Source organism: Hymenobacter sp. HDW8 (assembly GCF_011305775.1).
Lineage (GTDB): Bacteria > Bacteroidota > Bacteroidia > Cytophagales > Hymenobacteraceae > Hymenobacter > Hymenobacter radiodurans.
Genome location: NZ_CP049907.1, coordinates 4,033,306 through 4,052,420, shown reverse-complemented (window position 1 = coordinate 4,052,420; position 19,115 = coordinate 4,033,306). Strand labels below are relative to the sequence as shown.

The window sequence follows — 19,115 nt, the reverse complement described above, 5'->3', positions numbered from 1 at the left end:
TATGGGACTTTGTTTGAAAACAATCCTGACTTGCAGCATCCGGCGCGTACTACCGCTGGCTTTGCTGCTGGGGATTGTCGGGTGTGAAAACCTGCAACAGGACATTGATGTGGTCATTCCTACTGCGCCTGCGCAATTAGTGATTGAGTGTTATTTGGAACCTAACCAGCGCGCCCAGCTTACGGTGAGCGAAACGGCGCCTTATCTTTCTTCGCCCATACCAGTGGTGCCGGAAGATGTGACGGTGGTAATAGCGGGCCCAAATCGGCAACGCGAAACCTTGCTCTACGACCCCGGTTTCAACTTCGTGACGGGCAAAGTGTACACGCACCGCGGCCGCAATCGGCTTCTAATTCAGCCCGGCGACGTGTTTACGCTGGAGGCGAAGGATAAGAAAGGTCGGGTGGTGACGGGCACCGCCAAAATGCCTACCCCCGTACCACTCGATACAGTGGAGTTCAACTTCAACGACCGGCCGGTCCAACTGCGGGAGGCAATTGTGCTGGCCCGTTTCCGCGACCCGCTGGAAACCCTCGACTTCTACCGCTTCCAGATTCACCGCGACAGTATTTCCCAAGACCCTGAAGTAGATTATACCATCGAAGACCGCCTCAACGAGGGCAAGGAAGTGACCTTGGGCACCAGCTACATCTTCGACCCCGGCGACTCTCTGATTGTCTCGCTCTATCACTTCGATGAGCCCTACTACCGCTTTCTGCAATCGACTCAGAACGCGCGCAATGCCAACGGCAACCCTTTTGGCCAGCCTGCGGCCGTGCAATCCACGGTGCAGGGCGGCATAGGCGTGTTCACGATTCTGAGTTACGAAAGGCGCTCACTGGTTATTCCGTAAGACAGCATTAATTCAAACCTTATGATACAAAAAAGCCCCCCAGACAATGTCTGGGGGCTTTTTTGGAACCTTTAAATCAAAATCTACTGACGTTCTATCACCGCCCGAATCAAGGCCGTGAGGCGGGGCTCGGCAGCAGCGGCGGCGCGTAGAATGTCGGCAATATCTACCTTCTTGAGCTTGCCTGGCGAACATAAATCGGTGATGACGGAAATGGCTAGCACGGGCAAATCCATTTGGCGCGCCGCAATAACCTCGGGCACCGTGCTCATGCCCACGGCATCGGCCCCAATGGTGCGCAGGTAACGATACTCGGCGGGCGTTTCGAGCATAGGGCCCGGCAGACTAGCATACACGCCGCGGCGCACATAATTGGTGAAGCCTAAGTCGTGGGCCGCGCGCTGGGCCTGGGCCAGTAGCGTGTGGTCGTAGGGCTCCAACATATCGGGGAAGCGGGGGCCCAGTTCATCTAGGTTCGGTCCGATAAGCGGATTCGTCGGTTGCAGATTCAGGTGGTCTTCGATGAGCATTAGGTCGCTCATGGCAAAGTCCGGATGTAGCCCGCCGGCGGCATTGCTTACAAACAGCTTTTGGATACCAAGCAGCTTCATTACGCGCACCGGAAACACCACCTGTTGCATGGTGTAGCCCTCGTAGTAGTGAAAGCGCCCCTGCATCACCAGCACCCGGCGCCCCGCCAAAATGCCCCCAATAGCTTCCCGGAGTGACTCTCGACGGTCGAGGCCGAAAAGTGGGGCAAGTCGTCGTAAGAGAACTCATGATGGATTTCCAACTCCTTCACCAGAGCGCCCAGGCCGGTACCGAGGATGATACCAAATTCGGGCTGGAAGTCGCCGAGTTGGCGGCGGATGTGGTCAGCGGCTTCGCGCAATTGCGCAGTTTGTTGGGCAGCAGTAAGATTCATGAATACGAAATGATGACAAGCTGAATTTGTAGGCTATACAATATGTGAAGGGTAAGTAATAATCGTTACTTTTTATGTTGGACGCGACCTAAAACAATTACTTTTAGGATATATAATTTATGCAATATGACACGCTCTAATATATACTTAGTAAGCATTTTCGTGACTTTATTAAGTTGTAAAAAAAGCCCCCATCCCCCTTGTCACCACAGAAGCAGGCAGTAGGAAGTTATCGTTTCGATAAAATTATTGCTCGTTATTGGACTATACACCCAAGTGGAGGGCACATAGTGAATTTTAAACGCTTACCAGCAGCCACTTTTGATGTAGTAGCAATCGGTTCAAATTCAATAAAAATCAAAAACTACGTAGTGCCCTATAAGACTATAACTACTGAGTGGCCTGCCGTATCGGGCAAATCGTTGTCGAATTATAGTTTTGGCGATGTCAAAGCAGGAGCCTACTACGCCAGAGTCCATCTAGAGGAAAAAGGTGATAGCATACTTCTTATTTATAAGAATGGTGGGAATCCAGGCCATTTACCGGACACCACCTACTATGGAAGTAGAATACGCTAAGCGTATGCAAACAGAAAGACGAGGCAGTACGGGCCATGTGCCCGTGCTGCCTCGTCTTTCTGTTTGGCAAAACTTACTCAATGTTCATTTCAAACGGCATGCGCGCCTGCACGCCTTCTAGCTTGATAAGCTTTTGATACTGCTCGTACATGGGATAAAGCGGGCCTAGCTCCTGCTTCACCAGTTGCTGCCGCGCTTCTAAGCCAAAGCTCTCGAAGATATTTTCCACGAACGTTTTCTGGCGGGGCAAGCTTTGCAAGCGGTAGTCGCCCTCTTCTAGGTTGGCACGGCGAGCGGCAATGCGCAGGGCATCTTCAAAGGAGCCAAGCACGTCCACGAGGCCGCGCTCCTTGGCTTCCGAGCCCGACCATACCCGACCGGAGGCGTAGCCGCGCAGCTTTTCTACAGGCATGTTGCGGCCCTTGGCGGCTTTCGTGGTGAAGTCGGCGTAAATGCGGTTTACTTCCTCTTGCAGCTGCTGCTGTTCAAAGGCCGTGAGCGGACGCGTGATGGTCGGCAGATCGGAGAACTTACCAGTAGTCACGCGGTCGGTGGTAATGCCGAGCTTGTCGCGCATCAGCGGTTGAATGTTGGGCAACACGCCAAACACGCCAATGCTACCCGTAATGGTATTGGGATGAGCCACGATGGTATCGCAGGCCATGGCAATAAAATAGCCTCCCGAAGCCGCTACATCGGACATAGAGCACACAATGGGCTTCACTTTTTTGGTGAGCACTACTTCGCGATAAATAATATCGGAGGCCAGCGACGAGCCGCCGGGTGAGTTGACGCGCAGCACCACAGCTTTCACTTTGTCGTCGAGGCGGGCCTGGCGAATGGCTTCGGCAAAACGAGTGCTGCCGATGTCGTTGTTGCCGCCCTTGCCAGTTACGATGTCGCCATCGGCGTAGATGACGGCAATGCGTTTGAAGCCGCTGCCTTTGCTGCCACTGTCTTCGCCTCGCTGGTAGGTACTTAGGCTAACAAGGCCGAGTTTTTCGTCCTCTTCCACGCCCACTTTCTTTTTCATAAAGCTTAGGGCCTGATCATAGTAGCCGAGGTTGGTAACCAAGCCGAGACGCTTGGCATCGTCGGCGTTGTGTACCAGCATGGAGTCGGAAATGACGCGCAGACGGGCGGGGGCAATTTTGCGCGACTTCGCCACGTGGCTGAGCATGAATTCGTTCATCGAATTCAGAAACGACGAGGTTTGCAGCCGCGCCGAATCCGACATACTGTCCCGGAAATAAGGCTCTACGGCACTCTTGAACGAGCCTACCCGAAAGATATACGGCTCAATACCCAGCTTTTCGAAGAGGTTTTTGTAGTAGTACGTCTCCGAGCTTAAGCCATTGAATTCCAGTGTACCCTGCGGGTTCAAATAAATCCGGTTGGCCACGGAAGCTAAGTAGTAGCTCTTTTCAGATGCCAGATCATTGTAGGCAACCACAAACTTGCCCGACTTCTTGAAGTCGATCAGCTCGTTACGAATTTCTTCCAGCGTGGCCATACCGGCTTGCACCAGTTCCACATTCAGGAAAATACCCTTGATGTTGTCGTCCTTTTTGGCGCGGCGGATGGCTTCCTTTATCTGGTCCAGTCCGCTGCTGGCATTGCTACCACCGCCCATAAAGCTGCCCAGCGACTCCGGGTTCTCCCGCTCCGAAATAGGCTGATCGAGCTTCAACTCCAGCACCGAGTTCTGGGCAATCTCTACCTCATCTTCGGAGCTGGCAGCCGTCACCAGGACGCCCACGAGCAGCAGAAAGCCGATGAAGGCAAACGCCATTAGACCAACTATCGTGGCCAATACAAATTTCAAAAACTGTCTCATTGGAAGGGGAATTATATCCGCGTGCTTAACAAATGTAGAAGGGTTTGGTCAACGGTGGCTTACTGCCAACGCCCGAGGGTATTAGTAGTCGTATTTTGCCCCCACCACTGCCGCAGCCGCTCGCGCAGTTTCTGTTCGCTAGCGTTGTGGCCAGGGTCGTAGAAGCGCGTGCCGCTGAGGGCTTCGGGCAAAAACTCCTGGGGGGCAAAATTGCCTTCATAGTCGTGGGAATACTGGTATTGCTGGCCGTAGCCGAGCTGCTTCATCAGGCGCGTGGGGGCGTTGCGCAACGGAATAGGCACTGACTGCACGCCCTGCTGGCGCACCAGCGCCCGCGCCTCCCGGATGCCTTTGTAGCTGGCATTGCTCTTCACGCTGGTAGCCAGATACACAACAGTTTGCCCCAAAATAATGTCGCTTTCGGGCAGGCCAATAACCGTGACAGCCTGAAAACAACTTTGGGCCAGCATCAGAGCATTTGGGTTAGCATTACCGATGTCTTCGGAAGCGAGAATAAGCAGACGGCGCGCAATGAATTTCACATCTTCGCCGCCTTCCAGCATCACGGCCAGCCAGTATAGGGCCGCATTGGGGTCGGAGCCACGAATGCTTTTGATAAAAGCCGAAATGACATCGTAGTGCATTTCGCCGCCTTTGTCGTAGCGGGCGAGGTGTTGCTGCGCCAGTTCCTGCACCAACGCATCCGTAATGACAGTTTCGCCCGTTTTCGCATCAGCAGGGCTCGCTTCAACTACTATTTCCAGCAGATTGAGCAGCTTACGAGCATCGCCGCCCGAAATAGTGAGCAGGGCGTTGTACTCGGCTACGCGCACTTTTTTGCGCTGTAGAACTTCGTCTTCGACCAGGGCCTTATCCACCAGTTCAGTCAGTACTTCCTTGCTCAGCGGCTCCAGCACATACACTTGCGCCCGACTCAGCAAAGCCGGAATTACTTCAAACGAAGGATTCTCCGTTGTAGCGCCAATAAGCGTGACCACGCCACGCTCCACCGCCCGAGCAACGCATCCTGCTGCGACTTACTGAAGCGGTGAATCTCATCAATAAACAGCACCGTGCCCGGCCGCGACTTGGCTTTCTCAATCACGTCACGCACGTCTTTCACACCGGCATTAATGGCGCTCAGAGCCACGAAAGGCTGCTTTAACTCTTCTGCCAGTAAGTGCGCTAGGGTTGTTTTGCCCACACCGGGCGGTCCCCACAAAACGATAGACGGCAAACGACCTCCGGCCAAATAGCGCCGCAGTACGCCTTCTGGCCCCACTAAGTGCTGTTGGCCAGCATACTCCGCGAGCGTGCGCGGACGCCGACGCTCTGCGAGTGGAGCATTGGAGCTGGGCTTAGCGGTTTGGGCAGGCGTAGGTTCAGAATCGAAGAGGGAGCCGGTAGTCATGGAAGAATAACGTAAAACGAAGCTCAAATGTAGCGTAGGAGCCGACCGAATGAAGAATACTACAGATAAGCTACTGCTCGGTTGGCAGGTGGTGCAGTACTTGGGCAGGTAACCTTAGCTGAACAAAAGGCGCAGAAGAAGCTTCCTGCTACCCGTACCTTTGCCGGCGATGAAAAATTCCCTGCGCGTCCACGCGGCCTTGTTTCTGGTAGCCCTGATTTACGCTGCCAACTATAGTCTCTCCAAGGATGTGATGCCCGAGTATATGGGTCCCTTCGGCATCGTGACGCTGCGCATTGTGGGCGCTGCGCTGTTTTTTGCCATTCTCAGTCGTCTAATTGCCCCCCAAGACCGCATTCAGGGCCGCGCCGATACTATACGCTCAATTATCTGCGGCATCACGGGCATTGGAGTCAATCAGCTGCTATTTTTCTCTGGGCTGAATTATACATCGCCCATTAATGCGTCGTTGCTGCAAACTATTGCCCCCATCGTGGTAGTCATTGCTTCGGCCATTCTGCTGGGCGAAAAAATCACGAAAGCCCGCGTGGGGGGCATTTTGCTGGGGGCCATAGGTGCTGCTACGCTTATCCTGAGTCGCAACCCCACCGACGCTATCTACCCGAATGCTACGCTGGGCAATATTCTTATTCTGCTGAACGCCACCGCGTTTGGGGTATATCTGGTGTTGGTTACGCCACTCATGCGAAAGTATAATGCCTTCACCGTGCTGGCTCGGATATTTCTCGTAGGTGCCGTAATAGCCGTGCCTTTTGGCTGGCGCGATGCAATTACGACCGACTATGCACACTTCCCGCTTTACATCTGGGCCGAAGTGATTTACATGGTCCTTTTCCTGACCATCATTGCGTATCTGCTTAATAACTGGGCACTGAAATACGCCTCCCCTGCCCTGCTGGGCGTGTATATTTATTTGCAGCCGGTGCTGGCCGTGCTTATTGCCGTGAGCTTAGGCAAAGACCACTTTACCTGGGGCCGGGCCCTGCAAGCGGCCCTGATTTTTGGCGGCGTATTCCTAGTAAGCCGTAAGCCAAGGCCGCAGGTGCCGCTGGAGCCCGTGCAGGATTAAACCTTCACTAAAAAAGCCCCCAGCAAATAGCTGGGGGGCTTTTTTAGTTACTAAAGACGAATTATAAGTGGATTACCTCGCCGTAGGCAGCGGCGGCAGCTTCCATAATGGCTTCCGACATAGTCGGGTGCGGGTGCACCGACTTGATGATTTCGTGGCCGGTAGTTTCGAGCTTGCGCGCTACCACTACCTCGGCAATCATTTCGGTTACGTTTGAGCCGATCATGTGGGCACCGAGCCATTCGCCGTACTTGGCGTCGAAAATCACTTTTACGAAACCATCTTTCACGCCGCCGGCGCTGGCTTTGCCTGAGGCCGAGAAAGGGAATTTACCCACCAAAATATCGATGCCTTTGTCGCGAGCTTCTTTTTCGGTCATGCCGACGCTGGCAATTTCGGGCTGGGCATAGGTGCAGCCGGGGATGTTCTGGTAATTGAGCGGCTCAGGGTGGTGGCCGGTAATGGCTTCCACGCAGATAATGCCCTCAGCAGAAGCCACGTGGGCCAGCGCTGGGCCAGGCACGATGTCGCCGATGGCGTAGATGCCGTCCACGTTGGTTTTGTAGAACTCATCCACGATGATGCGGCCCTTCTCTACCTTAATGCCCAGCTCTTCGAGGCCCAGGTTTTCGAGGTTGGTTTGCACGCCTACAGCCGAGAGTACCACGTCGCACTCAATTTGCTGGTCGCCTTTAGCGGTTTTCACCGTCACTTTGCAGCCTTCGCCCTTGGTGTCTACGTTGGTTACTTCGGCGCTGGTGAGAATGGTCATGCCCATCTTTTTGAAGGACTTCTCCATCTGCCGCGACACCTCCTCGTCCTCCACGGGCACGATGCGGGGCATGAACTCTACGATGGTCACCTCCGAGCCCATGGCGCGGTAGAAGTATGCGAACTCAACGCCGATAGCGCCTGAGCCTACTACCACAAGACGCTTGGGCATTTGCTCCAGCGTCATGGCTTTGCGGTAACCGATGATTTTCTTGTTGTCGATGGGTAGGTTAGGCAGCTCGCGTGAGCGGGCGCCGGTAGCCAGAATGATGTGCTTGGCCTCCACGGTTTCTTTCGAACCGTCGGCTTTGGTTACTTCCACTTTGCCGGGAGCCAGCAGTTTGCCGGTGCCTGATACGGTTTCGATTTTATTCTTCTTGAACAGGAAGTTGATGCCCTTGCTCATGCCATCGGCCACACCGCGGCTGCGCTGCACTACTGCACCAAAATCGTAGCTCGGGTTTTCGACCTTCAGGCCGTAGTCTTCAGCGTGTTTGAAATACTCAAATACCTGGGCGCTTTTGAGCAGCGCTTTGGTCGGGATGCAGCCCCAGTTGAGGCAAATGCCCCCAACGACTCGCGCTCTACTACACCTACTTTCAACCCGAGTTGTGAAGCCCGAATAGCGGCTACGTAGCCACCCGGCCCACTGCCAACCACGACCAGATCATATTGCAATGCCATATTCTTGTGCTTGAGAAGAGATAGAAAATTTCGTCCGGAAGGCCAGCCGCCCGAGCCGGGCAAAGATAACCAGCGTTTGTTACTCTCAACAATAAGGTTTTGAAGAGCTGATTTACGTAAAAAGCACGTGAATTTGCCCCCCGGCGGCGGCCTCACCGTACAATACACAACCGCGTGACAACTGGTCCGGTTTGGGCTTCGTCCTTACTTTCTAGTGTTATGAAAACAGCCTTACGCTCACTCCTTGCGGCCGCCGTGTTGCTGCTCGCTTCGCAGTGCGCTTCCACGCCCGAACAGGAAGCCCCAACTAAGTATAAGTCAACCCCATCGGCCCGCCGGGCCATAGAGCGTGAGCCCGCCGCCCCCCGCAACCTCGATTCCCTCAGCACCACCCCACAGGATTCGACCCTTTAAAATAAGCTCAGTTATCTCACAAGGTGGTCATGCAGAGCGGAGCGAAGCATCTCGCCCGCGCCATTAGATTGCTATTCCTGCGTCAGCACGCGAGATGCTTCGCTCCGCTCTGCATGACCGCCTGTTTAAATTTGAGCGGCATACTTATTTACTACCCAACAACAGCTTCACATAGAAGCTTGGCTGCCGCAGCCGCTCGCGCAGGTTCAAATCCAAGAACATATTGCTAATGGTTTCGGCCAGGGTGGGATTATTGGCGGCGCGATTAGCTACCACATTGAATAACCACGGAAACGCTAACAAGCGCTGCATAGCCCGACTCAGGCGCAACTCCTGCCACAGCCGATTGTATACCGCTACATCATAGCCTTTGAGAAAGGCAGCCGAAAAATCATGCGCGGCTAGGGCCCGCGCGGCCCAATCAGCAGCGTGGCGGCCGCTTACCATCGCGTGACTGATGCCTTCGCCAGAGAATGGATCGATGAGGGAGCCCGCGTCGCCGAGCAGCATATAGGCGTCGCCGGAAAGAGAGCGACGTTTTGAGCCCAGCGGTAAGCCGAAACCGCGCACCGGACCTAAGCGTTCGGCGTCTTTAAATCGCTCACGCAAAGCTGGGTGCGTTTCCAGAATCTCGGTGAGGCGCTGACGCAAATTTATTTTCTTCTGGGAAACGGTTTTGCTCAGCATTCCTACGCCTACGTTGGCCTGTCCATTAGGCAACGGAAATACCCAGAGGTAACCGGGCAAAAATTCTTTGATGAAGTGCAGCTCTATAAAGTTGTCTTTGCTCAAGCCCGTTACGCCCTGATAATACGCCCGCAGGCCGGCGCAATGATGGTCAGGCTCCAGTTGATGCCCGCCAATCTGCCGCGCAAACGCCGACTGCGCCCCGTTAGCCACGAGCAATATTTTGGCTTTAATTTCTATTGCGCCATCAGCGGAGCGCAGGTGCCAGCGGCCATCAGCGGTGCGTTCGTGTTGGGTGATATCTACGCCTTCCAATAGCTCAATTTCGGGGCGCTGGCGCACTTCTTCTACCAGAAAATTATCGAAATCGATGCGTTTGGCGATGTGGCCGGCGGCGGGGTCGGTGGCTTTGTTGAAATGGGGCCGAAACGGAATACCGAGGCGGCGACCGTTGGGCGCAAAGAAATCAATGCCCCATGCGGGCAGTTGGGCAGCATCGGCGGCGAGTCTAGGGGGCAAATTTTCGTTGATGCGGCGCAGTTCACTTACGACTTTGCCGCTGAGCGCATCGCCACAGATTTTGTCGCGGGGGAAAGTGGCGCGGTCGAGTAGCAGGCAGCGCTGGCCGGCGTTGGCTAGGTGCAGGGCTGCTGTAGCACCGCCGGGTCCGGCCCCAAGAATGCAGATGTCGGTTTCACGCATAGATCGGGGCGAAGGTACGATGCCTTTTGAATGCCTACCAGCAGCGTTGCTGCAATTGGTTAGCGGATAATGCCCAGCCTTGTTACCTTCGCCCACATGACAAAACTGCTCGACGGAAAAACCGCCCTCATCACTGGCGCCTCCAAAGGAATCGGCCGCGCTATTGCTACCCATTTCGCCCAACTTGGCGCCAACATTGCCTTCACCTACCTCTCCAGCGTGGAGAAAGGCCAACAGCTCGAACAGGAGCTAGCTGCGCACGGCACCAAAATCAAAGGCTTCCGCTCCGACGCCTCCCTCTACGCCGAAGCCGAAAAGCTGGTCGATGATGTGATGACCGAATTTGGCCGCCTGGATATTCTGGTCAACAACGCTGGTATCACCCAAGATGGCTTGCTCATGCGCATGAGCGAACAGAACTGGGACCAAGTGCTGGCCGTCAACCTAAAATCGGTGTTCAACCTAACCAAAGCCGCCATCAAGCCGATGATGCGCGCCAAAGCCGGCAGCATCATCAATATGACGTCGGTAGTAGGTATCAAAGGCAACGCTGGTCAGGCCAATTATGCGGCGTCCAAATCAGGCATTATCGGCTTCACGAAGTCAGTAGCGCTGGAGCTAGGTTCGCGCAATATTCGCTGCAATGCCATTGCTCCCGGCTTCATCGAAACCGAAATGACCGACGCCCTCGACCCTAAGCAGGTAGATGAGTGGCGCAAGGCTATTCCGCTCAAGCGCGGCGGCACCCCCGAAGATGTAGCCAAAGCCACCGCCTTCCTAGCCTCCGATGACAGCAGCTACATCACCGGCCAAGTGCTGCAAGTAGACGGCGGCATGCTGACGTAGACCGGGGCAGTCGGTAATTGCTTGGTAAATGTCATGCAGAGGCGGAGCCGAAGCATCTCGCGTGAGGTCGTTGTACACACTGCTGCAACATCAGCAAGCGAGATGCTTCGGCTCCGCCTCTGCATGACCGGCAAATAGCTTTACTGTCTAAATTTTTAATATCAATCAGTCGAATACGAGCCGTTTTATTATAGACATTCTCCAATAGGCTATTATTCTCACCGCTATTTGCCCTTTCAACATACTAGACTCCAACTCACTAACTTCGCCACCAGACCCAGCTTTTTCAGCGTCATGTATAGGGCGCGCAACTCTACAGCCTATTTCGGGGTTTTTGGTACTCACACTTGCTGCTATTCCTTTCTTTGATTTCTGTCGCTGCTTCTCCCTGGTTGATTTTGTTGTGCCTGGCCGTGGGCGCGGGCTACGCGGCGCTGCTCTACTCGGCCAAAGCGCCGTGGAGCAAAGGCCTGAATTATGGGCTGGCCGCGTTGCGCTTCGTAGTTGTGAGCTTTCTGTGTTTTCTGCTGCTTTCGCCCTTCGTCAAAACGACTACCACCACGACCGAAGATCCCACCATTGTGCTGGCCGTGGACAACTCTCAATCGGTAGGGCTATTTACCCCGCCGGCGGTGCTGCGCCAGGCTACTACTGGTTTGCAGCAGCTGGCTACTACCTTGCGAGGCAAGGGTTTTCGGGTTGAGACGCAGGTTTTGCCCCCCAGCCCGGCTCGCGCTGTCCGGCCCGACTCGGTGCAGTTTCAGGCTCCTAGCTCTGACCTGGATGCCTTGCTTACGGATGTGCGTGAGGCTTACGACGGGCGTAATCTGGCGGGTGTGGTGCTTGTGTCGGATGGGCTGGTGAACCAAGGCCGCTCGCCGGTGTACTCCGAGTTTAACTTCCCGATTTATAGCGTGGCCGTGGGCGATACCGTGCCGAAGCGCGACCTAAGCGTGCCTACCCTAAACTACAACCGCGTCGCTTTCAGTGGCAACCGCTTTCCTATTGAGGCCGAAATTGCCTACGAAGGTTTCGGGGGCGGCACGGCTACAGTGCAGTTGCGCGAAAACGGCCGCGTGCTGCAAACCAAGCAAGTGAATTTGCCCCCCGGTCAGCGCCGCCAGAAAACCACCTTCTTGCTAACTGCTCCTGCTCCCGGCAAGCGTCGCTACGAAATAGCGATTCAGCCCCAAAATGGCGAATTCACGACACTCAACAACGCTAAAAACGCGTATATCGAAGTAGTAAAAGGCAAGCTGCGGGTGCTACTGGCCGGCGCCGCGCCCCACCCAGATATTAAAGCGCTCCGGGGGGCAATTCTGCAGAACGACAACTTCGACCTGACCATTTATCTGCCCGGCATTGCGCCCTTAAAAGCGCAGGATTATGATGTAGCTATTCTGCACCAATTACCTGCTCGCTTGGGCGTGGGTAATGAGGTCCTGGCCCAAGTGCGCAGCCGCCGCACCCCAACCTTATTTATCATTGGGGCGCAGTCCGATTTGACCGCCTACAATAACCTTGGTGCCGGCCTTACCATTGCGCCTCGCGGCCAGCAGACGGATGAGGTAACCCCCGTGTTGAACACCTCATTTTCGCGGTTTTCGTTCGAGGAAGATGCGCTGCAGCGCTTCGCAGCGTATCCGCCGGCGCCGGTGCCGTTTGGCGAATACCGGTTGGGCGGCGGGGCCGAGGTAGCTCTGTACCAGCAAGTAGGCCGATTGAAAACACAGAAGCCATTGCTGGTGTTTGGCGGCACGCCCGAGCAGCGCCGTGCTACCTTGCTTACCGACGGCGGCTGGCAGTGGCGCCTACAAGAAGCCGCCGACCACGCCGACCGCCCCGATGCTTACGACCGCCTCATCAGTCGCACCCTGCAGTTGCTGACTGCCAACGCCAACAAGAAGCGCCTCGACGTATATCCAACCCAGGATGCCTTCACTACCGCCGACGAAATTACTTTCGGGGCGGAAACATACAACGCTATTTTTGAGCGCATCTATGGCCAAAAAATCGAGCTAACGCTGACCGACGAGCAGCAGCGGACTCGCAATTATTCCTTCACGAATAGCGAAGATAGCGCGCCGCTGCGGCTGGGCACCTTGCCCGGCGGAGTGTACCGCTATGTGGCCCGCGCCACGCTTGGGGGGCAAAATCAGCAGGATCGGGGCGAATTGCTGGTGCAGGAGCAACAGCTTGAAGCTCTCAACGCCCGCGCCGACCACAACCTGCTCTACCAGCTCGCCCGCCGTAGCGGTTCGCGGCTCTATTATCCCCAGCAATTTGATCAGCTTACCCAAGACATTCAGAAAGCGAATTACAAACCTGTGATTTACAGCCAGGAAAACATTAAGGATTTAATAAATCTGAAGTGGCTGTTTTTTCTGCTGGTAGCGCTAGTATCAGCTGAGTGGGCGGCGCGCAAGTACTCGGGGGCATTTAGGTTAGGACCGACTTACCAGTACAAAGCAACGTTGTGCTAGTACAACCGCCCAAACAAATTAGCTAGATGCGTTTCTCAGGAAATCCAGGTTCCTTCAGCCTGTTTAATTCGCCAACGGCCTTGTATTTTCTCCACCCATAGTACTTCTCCAAACCCACACTTTGGGCCACATAGCCACCCATAAGAAAGCAGTGCTTGATCCTGAGATTTATTAAATACCACGTTAGAGAGAGTTAACACCCCGCCTCCTATGTTAAGAGGACGTGTATAAGGACGTGGCCTAGCAGGTAGCAATTTGGATGTACAAAGTTGAAATTCCGCCGCCTGCATCCGTGTTTGGATACCGTTAAGACTATCTAACGCCGCCTGTTCTAGGTGCGGCGCGAAGGTCGTAAGCATAGTCGCAATGCGCGAGCCAGCCCGAAAAGCAGTGAATTGACCAGGTAAATCGGCCAATTTTGGATTGCCTTGCCATACTGTATTCAAATAGAAGGTTTGAAACTGCGCCGTATCTTGGAAGAGTTGACGCTGAAAGCGCACTCGCTGCTTCCCTATCCATATTGAGTCAGCTCGGGTCGGTTCCAACAGGTTTACGCCACTGAAATAACGCTCAATCTCTTTGACGTTTTCGTCTGGGAGATAACTTAGATAGAAGCGTCGCTCAATTAGTTCAATCACCACGTCGTTGTAGAGGAGGTTAGTCGGATTCGTATGTGTTGCAGGACAAACACGATAATCCGATTCACAACTGCCAAGCACTAGAAGAAGTATGAGTAGAGAGAGGCGCATCAGTAATTAGTAGGAAATCAGGGAATACGCGACATGCGTTACATTCGCATCTGTGAATAAAGCCTTGATTTACTTAATTATTATTAGGCAGTATACTATTACTCTGGCTTACGCTTACAACTCACCATATGAAATCTGCCTTTTTCCACGCCTTTGTCCTCCTAGTTTTACTCGCCAGTTGCGAGCAAGCACCTGCCGAACACGCACAAGCAGCCGTATCAGAATATGTGCAGCATGGCATGAGCAAAACGGGCAATTACCGCGCTGAGGCATTCTATATTCAGCCCTTCACACGTCAGGATTCGATTGCTTACGTGGTAAAAATGAATCAGCGCAACCAAGCCACCGCAGCTGTTACAACTGTAGCTGATACTCCTCAGGCTCCGACGGCTGATTTCACCCGTCGTACGCAGGAGCATGAGCAATTATTAGCTCGAAAGACCGACACCACGCGCATAGGCCTTTTCGTGCGCCATATTTACCGCAATGAAGATAACGACGGTACCACGCGCCGTGATAGTGTAGACGCAGTGGTTTATCCACCGCGCGAGGTAACGGTACTGTTCACTGGTCAGGTGGAGCTGCAGCCGAGTAGCCGCGTAAAGGCCAAATAAAAGCCCCCCAGTCGTCTTCTTTCTCCTTTAAGCTAGGTTCTAGCGCGAAAGCGGCTGGTTCTGCCGACCTTTGCTTTTTCGCTGCCTTTTGCGAATCTTGATGGAGGGCAGGGAAACCCACTCTGCTTTACCCCTTCCGCCTCATGCGCTACGTCCTGCTGAACAAACCTTTCGAAGTTCTCACCCAATTCACGGACGAAAACGGCCGCGCTACGCTCAAAGACTTTGTTCCCATCCCCAAGATTTACCCCGTCGGTCGGCTGGACTTCGATAGTGAAGGCCTCGTACTGCTCACCGACGACAAGCCCCTGCAGCATCGCCTGTCGGAGCCGCGCTTTAAGGTGCCGAAAACGTATTGGGTGCAGGTAGAAGGGATACCGACGGAAGAGGCAATTGCTACTTTGCGGCGGGGGGTTGATATCAAAACCAGCTTCACTGCGCCAGCCGAAGTGGAACTACTGCCCGAGCCACCCGCTATTTGGGAGCGCCCTAAGCCCATTCGTTTCCGGGCAAATATTCCTACTTCTTGGCTGCAAATCACGATTTCACAGGGTATTAATCGGCAGGTGCGCAAGATGACGGCTGCCGTGGGTTTCCCTACGCTGCGCCTTGTTCGGGTGAAAATCGCGCATCTGGAAGTAGAAAATTTGGCCCCCGGTCAATGGCGCGAGCTAACCGCACCGGAAGCAGCCAAACTGAAAGCCGCTTTCTCGGCTACCAAAATGCCCGCCGAGCGTCAAGTGCAATCGAAAGAGGCAAAGAGCAAACCCGCTACTGCCTCCACTGCGCCCAGCACTGGTACGCCCGCCCGCAAAACCTTCAAGCCTGCTCCTTCCAATTTTAAGCGCCCGGCTGGCTCAGATAAAAGCCCCAAAGGCGCGAGTGACCGACCCAAGCGCGGCCCCAAAACTTCCCGCCCCCGATGAAACGGAGTTGGCTGACCGCAGGTGCGTTGGCCCTCGTATTGGTCAACGCGGTAGCTTTTTTTCACGCCTGGCGCTTCACCCATTTTTCTGACGAACCCGGCGCCAAGCAGGCGAGCCCCGAACAGCTTTCCGCGTTGCAGAAGGCGGCGCTGCTTCTTACGGGCGTCCAGAATCCGAAGCCGGTCAATCAGGCCACGCCGGCGTTTCCTTACGAGACCGTTTTGCTGGATAGCCCCAATGGGCGGCTGGAAGCCTGGTTTAGCTCCGTGCCCAATGCGCTGGGGCAGGTGGCGCTGTTTCATGGCTACACCGGCGACAAGTCGAAGCTCCTGACGGAGGCCGAGTTTTTTCGCACTCAAGGCTTTTCGGTGTTGCTACTCGACTTTGCTGGCAATGGCGGCTCGGAAGGCGTGCAAACTACCGTAGGGTATCGCGAAGCCGACGACGTAGCCGCTGCTTACGCATTTCTGAAAGCACAACAGCCAACGGCCCCTCTGTTTGTGTATGGGGTTTCGATGGGTGCAGTAGCAATTCTGCGGGCAGAGAGTGAGCTGGGTGTGCGACCAACGGCCGCTATTCTAGAATGCCCCTACGGCAGCATGCTCCAGACCGCCAAAAACCGCTTTCACGCGCTCCAAGTGCCCGCATTTCCGCTGGCAAACCTGTTGGTATTCTGGGGCGGCGTGCAAAACGGCTTCTGGGCTTTCGACCTAGATGCCCGCGCTTACGCCAGCCGCATTCAAACGCCCACTCTCCTACTCTACGGCCTCACCGACTCCCGCGTAACTCGCCAGGAAACGGATGCCATCTACGCCGCGCTAAGTGGCCCGAAGCAGCGCCGCTACTTTGCCGGCGTAGGCCACGAGCCCTACCATAGCAAACACCAAGTGGCCTGGCGCAGCACCATTCAACGGTTTTTGCAGCGAAATATGCTGTAAAAAAGCCCCCCAACGCTTTTTTACCCTTCTGAAGCGACGCCATAAGGACCTCATGCAGAGGCGGAGCATCTCCCGTACTGAGATTGTGCTAATCCAGAACGTCATGCAGAGCGGAGCGAAGCATCTCGCATGCTGATGAGAGGTTACTACTCTTAGTAAACACGCGAGATGCTTCTAGTAAACACGCGAGATGCTTCGGCTCCGCCTCTGCATGACATAGCCGGATACAAGTCATAAGTTCGATCGATTAAGCTTGGCTTAACTAGGCTATTCGTGGCCATCCCCCGACCTGACACACGATGCGACGCTAGTTCTTTATAAAAAGCCAGAGCGGCGGGAAATGGCCGATTGGGATATTCAAAAATGACAATCTGTCACGGAAATGGGCTGATTTGCCTGCTGGTACGCTGCTTGCCATTCACCCCGAGCGAGCAAATCGCATTATACACTCTGACATTTCCACTTACTTAACTATACCATTCAGATGGGCAAAATAATTGGTATTGACCTCGGCACCACGAACTCCTGTGTGGCCGTTATGGAAGGCAACGAGCCGGTGGTTATTCCGAATAGCGAAGGCCGCCGTACGACGCCATCTATCGTAGCGTTTCTTGACGGGGGCAAAGGTGAGCGTAAAGTTGGTGACCCAGCTAAACGTCAAGCCATTACCAACCCGCAGAATACGATTCAGTCGATTAAGCGCTTCATGGGCCGCGGCTTCGGTGAAGTAACTGAAGAGTCCAAGATGGTTTCGTATGCGTTGGAGCGTGGCTCTAACAACACGGTAGCTGTGAAGATTGGCGACCGCCAGTATACGCCTCAGGAGATTTCGGCAATGGTGCTTCAGAAAATGAAGCAAACCGCCGAGGATTATCTGGGCCAGAGCGTAACAGAGGCCGTTATTACGGTACCCGCTTATTTCAACGACGCCCAGCGCCAGGCTACTAAAGAAGCTGGTGCCATTGCGGGCCTTGATGTAAAGCGTATTATCAACGAGCCTACGGCTGCTGCGTTGGCTTACGGCCTTGACAAGAAGCACAAGGACCAGAAAATCGCCGTGTATGACCTTGGCGGTGGTACGTTCGATATTTCTATCCTGGAGCTTGGCGACGGTGTATTCGAAGTATTGAGCACCAATGGTGACACGCACTTAGGTGGTGACGACTTCGACCAAGTGATCATCAACTTCCTGGCTGAGCAGTTCAAGAGCGACAACGAAGGTCTCGACCTGCGCCAAGACCCGATGGCTCTACAGCGCTTGAAAGAAGCTGCTGAAAAAGCTAAAGTGGAGCTTTCCAGCTCGACCGAAACTGAAATCAACTTACCTTATGTAACGGCTACCGCTTCAGGTCCGAAGCACTTGGTAGTGAAACTGAGCCGCGCAAAGTTTGAGCAGCTTGCCGACAACTTGGTGAAGCGCTCGATGGAGCCTTGCAAAAAAGCTCTTCAAGACGCTGGCCTGAGCACTTCAGATATCGACGAAGTGATCTTGGTAGGTGGCTCGACGCGTATTCCACGCATTCAGGAAGAAGTTGAGAAGTTTTTTGGCAAGAAGCCTTCGAAGGGTGTGAACCCTGACGAGGTAGTAGCCATCGGTGCTGCTATCCAAGGCGGTGTATTGACCGGTGAAGTTAAAGACGTACTCTTGCTCGACGTGACCCCGCTTTCGCTGGGCATTGAGACGATGGGCGGCGTAATGACCAAGCTCATTGAGTCGAACACGACTATTCCGACCAAGAAATCGGAGACGTTCTCCACGGCTTCTGACAACCAGCCTTCGGTAGAGATTCACGTGTTGCAAGGCGAGCGCCCATTGGCTTCGCAGAACCGCACCATCGGTCGCTTCCACCTCGACAGCATTCCGCCAGCCCCCCGCGGCGTACCGCAGATTGAAGTAACCTTCGACATTGACGCTAACGGTATCCTGCACGTATCGGCCAAGGATAAAGGCACGGGTAAGGAGCAGAAAATCCGTATCGAAGCTAGCAGCGGCTTGACCGACGCCGACATTGAGCGGATGCGCAACGAGGCCAAGGCCAACGAAGAATCTGACAAGCAGGAGAAAGAGCGCATTGAGAAGGTAAACGCTGCCGACTCAATGATCTTCCAGACTGAAAAGCAGCTTTCGGAGTACGGCGACAAGTTAAGCGGCGGCAACAAGACAGCTATCGAGAATGCGCTTGCTGACCTCAAAAAGGCCCATGAAAGCAAAGATCTCGGTGCTATCGAAACCGCAATGACGGCTATCAATGCTGCTTGGCAGGCTGCCTCGCAAGAGATGTATGCCGCTACGCAAGGTGGCGACGCTCAGGGTCAGCCACAAGGCTACCCAGGCGGCGAAGGTCAGCCAAACGGCAACGGCCAGCAAGGCCAGCCAACTGCTGATAACGTAACCGATGTTGATTACGAAGAAGTAGGTGGCAACAAGTAAGTTGCCACTTCAAAAAAAGCCCCCCAGCAGTCTGTTGGGGGGCTTTTTTTATATGGTTTTGTTTGTAATTAGAATAGCGCGGAGACGCATCGTCGCAGTCGTTGTATATCCAGTGTAGTGCGAGTTGCTCACCTATTAGGCGCGACGACGCACCCTTACGCTGTTCTATTTAAGCT

At 54.4% G+C, this 19,115-nt stretch carries 14 protein-coding genes and 2 pseudogenes; 9 read left to right on the top strand and 7 right to left on the bottom strand.

Annotated features, from left to right (window positions below):
* The first annotated feature begins 13 nt into the window (after positions 1-13).
* Entirely contained in the window at positions 14-853 is an 840-nt protein-coding gene (locus G7064_RS17350; protein WP_166074565.1) for a DUF4249 domain-containing protein, read from the top strand.
* Positions 854-936: 83 nt separating this feature from the next.
* Here the strand turns inward: G7064_RS17350 and G7064_RS17345 are convergent.
* From G7064_RS17345 to G7064_RS17335, 3 genes and pseudogenes are all read right to left on the bottom strand, one after another.
* Positions 937-1,778, bottom strand: a pseudogene (locus G7064_RS17345) (purine-nucleoside phosphorylase).
* A 651-nt stretch (positions 1,779-2,429) separates the two neighbouring features.
* Positions 2,430-4,193: a signal peptide peptidase SppA gene (sppA, locus tag G7064_RS17340; RefSeq protein WP_166074564.1), complete on the bottom strand. Its 1,764-nt coding sequence runs from the start codon at positions 4,191-4,193 to the stop codon at positions 2,430-2,432.
* A gap of 59 nt (positions 4,194-4,252) precedes the next feature.
* A pseudogene (locus G7064_RS17335) lies at positions 4,253-5,604 on the bottom strand (replication-associated recombination protein A).
* A 169-nt stretch (positions 5,605-5,773) separates the two neighbouring features.
* Here G7064_RS17335 and G7064_RS17330 point away from each other — a divergent pair.
* The gene (locus G7064_RS17330; protein WP_166074563.1) at positions 5,774-6,694 is read left to right on the top strand and encodes a DMT family transporter; all 921 of its coding nucleotides are present in this window, start codon (positions 5,774-5,776) and stop codon (positions 6,692-6,694) included.
* A 61-nt stretch (positions 6,695-6,755) separates the two neighbouring features.
* Here the strand turns inward: G7064_RS17330 and lpdA are convergent, their stop codons facing one another.
* Together lpdA and G7064_RS23325 are read right to left on the bottom strand one after the other, a co-directional pair.
* The gene (lpdA, locus tag G7064_RS17325; RefSeq protein ID WP_410505558.1) at positions 6,756-7,994 is read right to left on the bottom strand and encodes a dihydrolipoyl dehydrogenase; all 1,239 of its coding nucleotides are present in this window, start codon (positions 7,992-7,994) and stop codon (positions 6,756-6,758) included.
* Entirely contained in the window at positions 7,937-8,149 is a 213-nt protein-coding gene (locus G7064_RS23325; RefSeq protein ID WP_410505507.1) for an FAD-binding protein, read from the bottom strand. Before G7064_RS23325 ends, lpdA begins: the two co-directional genes overlap by 58 nt.
* A 219-nt stretch (positions 8,150-8,368) precedes the next feature.
* Between G7064_RS23325 and G7064_RS17320 the strand changes: the two genes are divergently transcribed.
* Entirely contained in the window at positions 8,369-8,563 is a 195-nt protein-coding gene (locus tag G7064_RS17320) for a hypothetical protein (protein ID WP_166074562.1), read from the top strand.
* A gap of 144 nt (positions 8,564-8,707) precedes the next feature.
* Here G7064_RS17320 and G7064_RS17315 read toward each other — a convergent pair whose 3' ends face one another.
* A complete protein-coding gene (locus tag G7064_RS17315) occupies positions 8,708-9,952 on the bottom strand; it encodes a geranylgeranyl reductase family protein (RefSeq protein ID WP_166074561.1) in 1,245 nt (414 codons plus the stop codon).
* A gap of 96 nt (positions 9,953-10,048) precedes the next feature.
* Between G7064_RS17315 and fabG the strand changes: the two genes are divergently transcribed.
* Both fabG and G7064_RS17305 read left to right on the top strand, forming a co-directional pair.
* The gene (gene fabG / locus G7064_RS17310; RefSeq protein ID WP_133273665.1) at positions 10,049-10,798 is read left to right on the top strand and encodes a 3-oxoacyl-[acyl-carrier-protein] reductase; all 750 of its coding nucleotides are present in this window, start codon (positions 10,049-10,051) and stop codon (positions 10,796-10,798) included.
* Between the two features lie 365 nt (positions 10,799-11,163).
* Complete coding sequence (locus G7064_RS17305; protein ID WP_240935556.1) at positions 11,164-13,281, top strand: VWA domain-containing protein; 2,118 nt, start codon at positions 11,164-11,166, stop codon at positions 13,279-13,281.
* A 35-nt stretch (positions 13,282-13,316) separates the two neighbouring features.
* Here G7064_RS17305 and G7064_RS17300 read toward each other — a convergent pair whose 3' ends face one another.
* Positions 13,317-14,030 carry a hypothetical protein gene (locus tag G7064_RS17300; RefSeq protein ID WP_166074560.1) on the bottom strand — a complete coding sequence of 238 codons (714 nt, stop codon included), beginning with the start codon at positions 14,028-14,030 and terminating at the stop codon, positions 13,317-13,319.
* Between the two features lie 128 nt (positions 14,031-14,158).
* On the opposite strand from G7064_RS17300, the gene G7064_RS17295 reads away from it, so the two are divergent.
* From G7064_RS17295 to dnaK, 4 genes are all read left to right on the top strand, one after another.
* Positions 14,159-14,644, top strand: coding sequence for a hypothetical protein (locus G7064_RS17295; protein ID WP_166074559.1), 486 nt, complete (start codon positions 14,159-14,161; stop codon positions 14,642-14,644).
* Between the two features lie 143 nt (positions 14,645-14,787).
* Positions 14,788-15,570, top strand: a complete 783-nt coding sequence (locus G7064_RS17290; protein WP_166074558.1) for a pseudouridine synthase — start codon at positions 14,788-14,790, stop codon at positions 15,568-15,570.
* Complete coding sequence (locus G7064_RS17285) at positions 15,567-16,508, top strand: alpha/beta hydrolase (protein ID WP_166074557.1); 942 nt, start codon at positions 15,567-15,569, stop codon at positions 16,506-16,508. Before G7064_RS17290 ends, G7064_RS17285 begins: the two co-directional genes overlap by 4 nt.
* Before the next feature lie 484 nt (positions 16,509-16,992).
* On the top strand, positions 16,993-18,939 hold the full coding sequence (dnaK, locus tag G7064_RS17280) for a molecular chaperone DnaK (RefSeq protein ID WP_166074556.1): 1,947 nt from the start codon (positions 16,993-16,995) through the stop codon (positions 18,937-18,939).
* The last annotated feature ends 176 nt before the right edge of the window (positions 18,940-19,115 follow it).

Bases quoted from the DNA above. Each gene is read 5' to 3' on its own strand.
- fabG (WP_133273665.1), top strand. From the start codon at position 10,049: ATGACAAAACTGCTCGACGGAAAAACCGCCCTCATCACTGGCGCCTCC.
- G7064_RS17330 (WP_166074563.1), top strand. From the start codon at position 5,774: ATGAAAAATTCCCTGCGCGTCCACGCGGCCTTGTTTCTGGTAGCCCTG.
- G7064_RS17285 (WP_166074557.1), top strand. From the start codon at position 15,567: ATGAAACGGAGTTGGCTGACCGCAGGTGCGTTGGCCCTCGTATTGGTC.
- dnaK (WP_166074556.1), top strand. From the start codon at position 16,993: ATGGGCAAAATAATTGGTATTGACCTCGGCACCACGAACTCCTGTGTG.
- G7064_RS17300 (WP_166074560.1), bottom strand. From the start codon at position 14,030: ATGCGCCTCTCTCTACTCATACTTCTTCTAGTGCTTGGCAGTTGTGAA.
- sppA (WP_166074564.1), bottom strand. From the start codon at position 4,193: ATGAGACAGTTTTTGAAATTTGTATTGGCCACGATAGTTGGTCTAATG.
- G7064_RS17295 (WP_166074559.1), top strand. From the start codon at position 14,159: ATGAAATCTGCCTTTTTCCACGCCTTTGTCCTCCTAGTTTTACTCGCC.
- G7064_RS17315 (WP_166074561.1), bottom strand. From the start codon at position 9,952: ATGCGTGAAACCGACATCTGCATTCTTGGGGCCGGACCCGGCGGTGCT.
- G7064_RS23325 (WP_410505507.1), bottom strand. From the start codon at position 8,149: ATGGCATTGCAATATGATCTGGTCGTGGTTGGCAGTGGGCCGGGTGGC.
- G7064_RS17290 (WP_166074558.1), top strand. From the start codon at position 14,788: ATGCGCTACGTCCTGCTGAACAAACCTTTCGAAGTTCTCACCCAATTC.
- G7064_RS17320 (WP_166074562.1), top strand. From the start codon at position 8,369: ATGAAAACAGCCTTACGCTCACTCCTTGCGGCCGCCGTGTTGCTGCTC.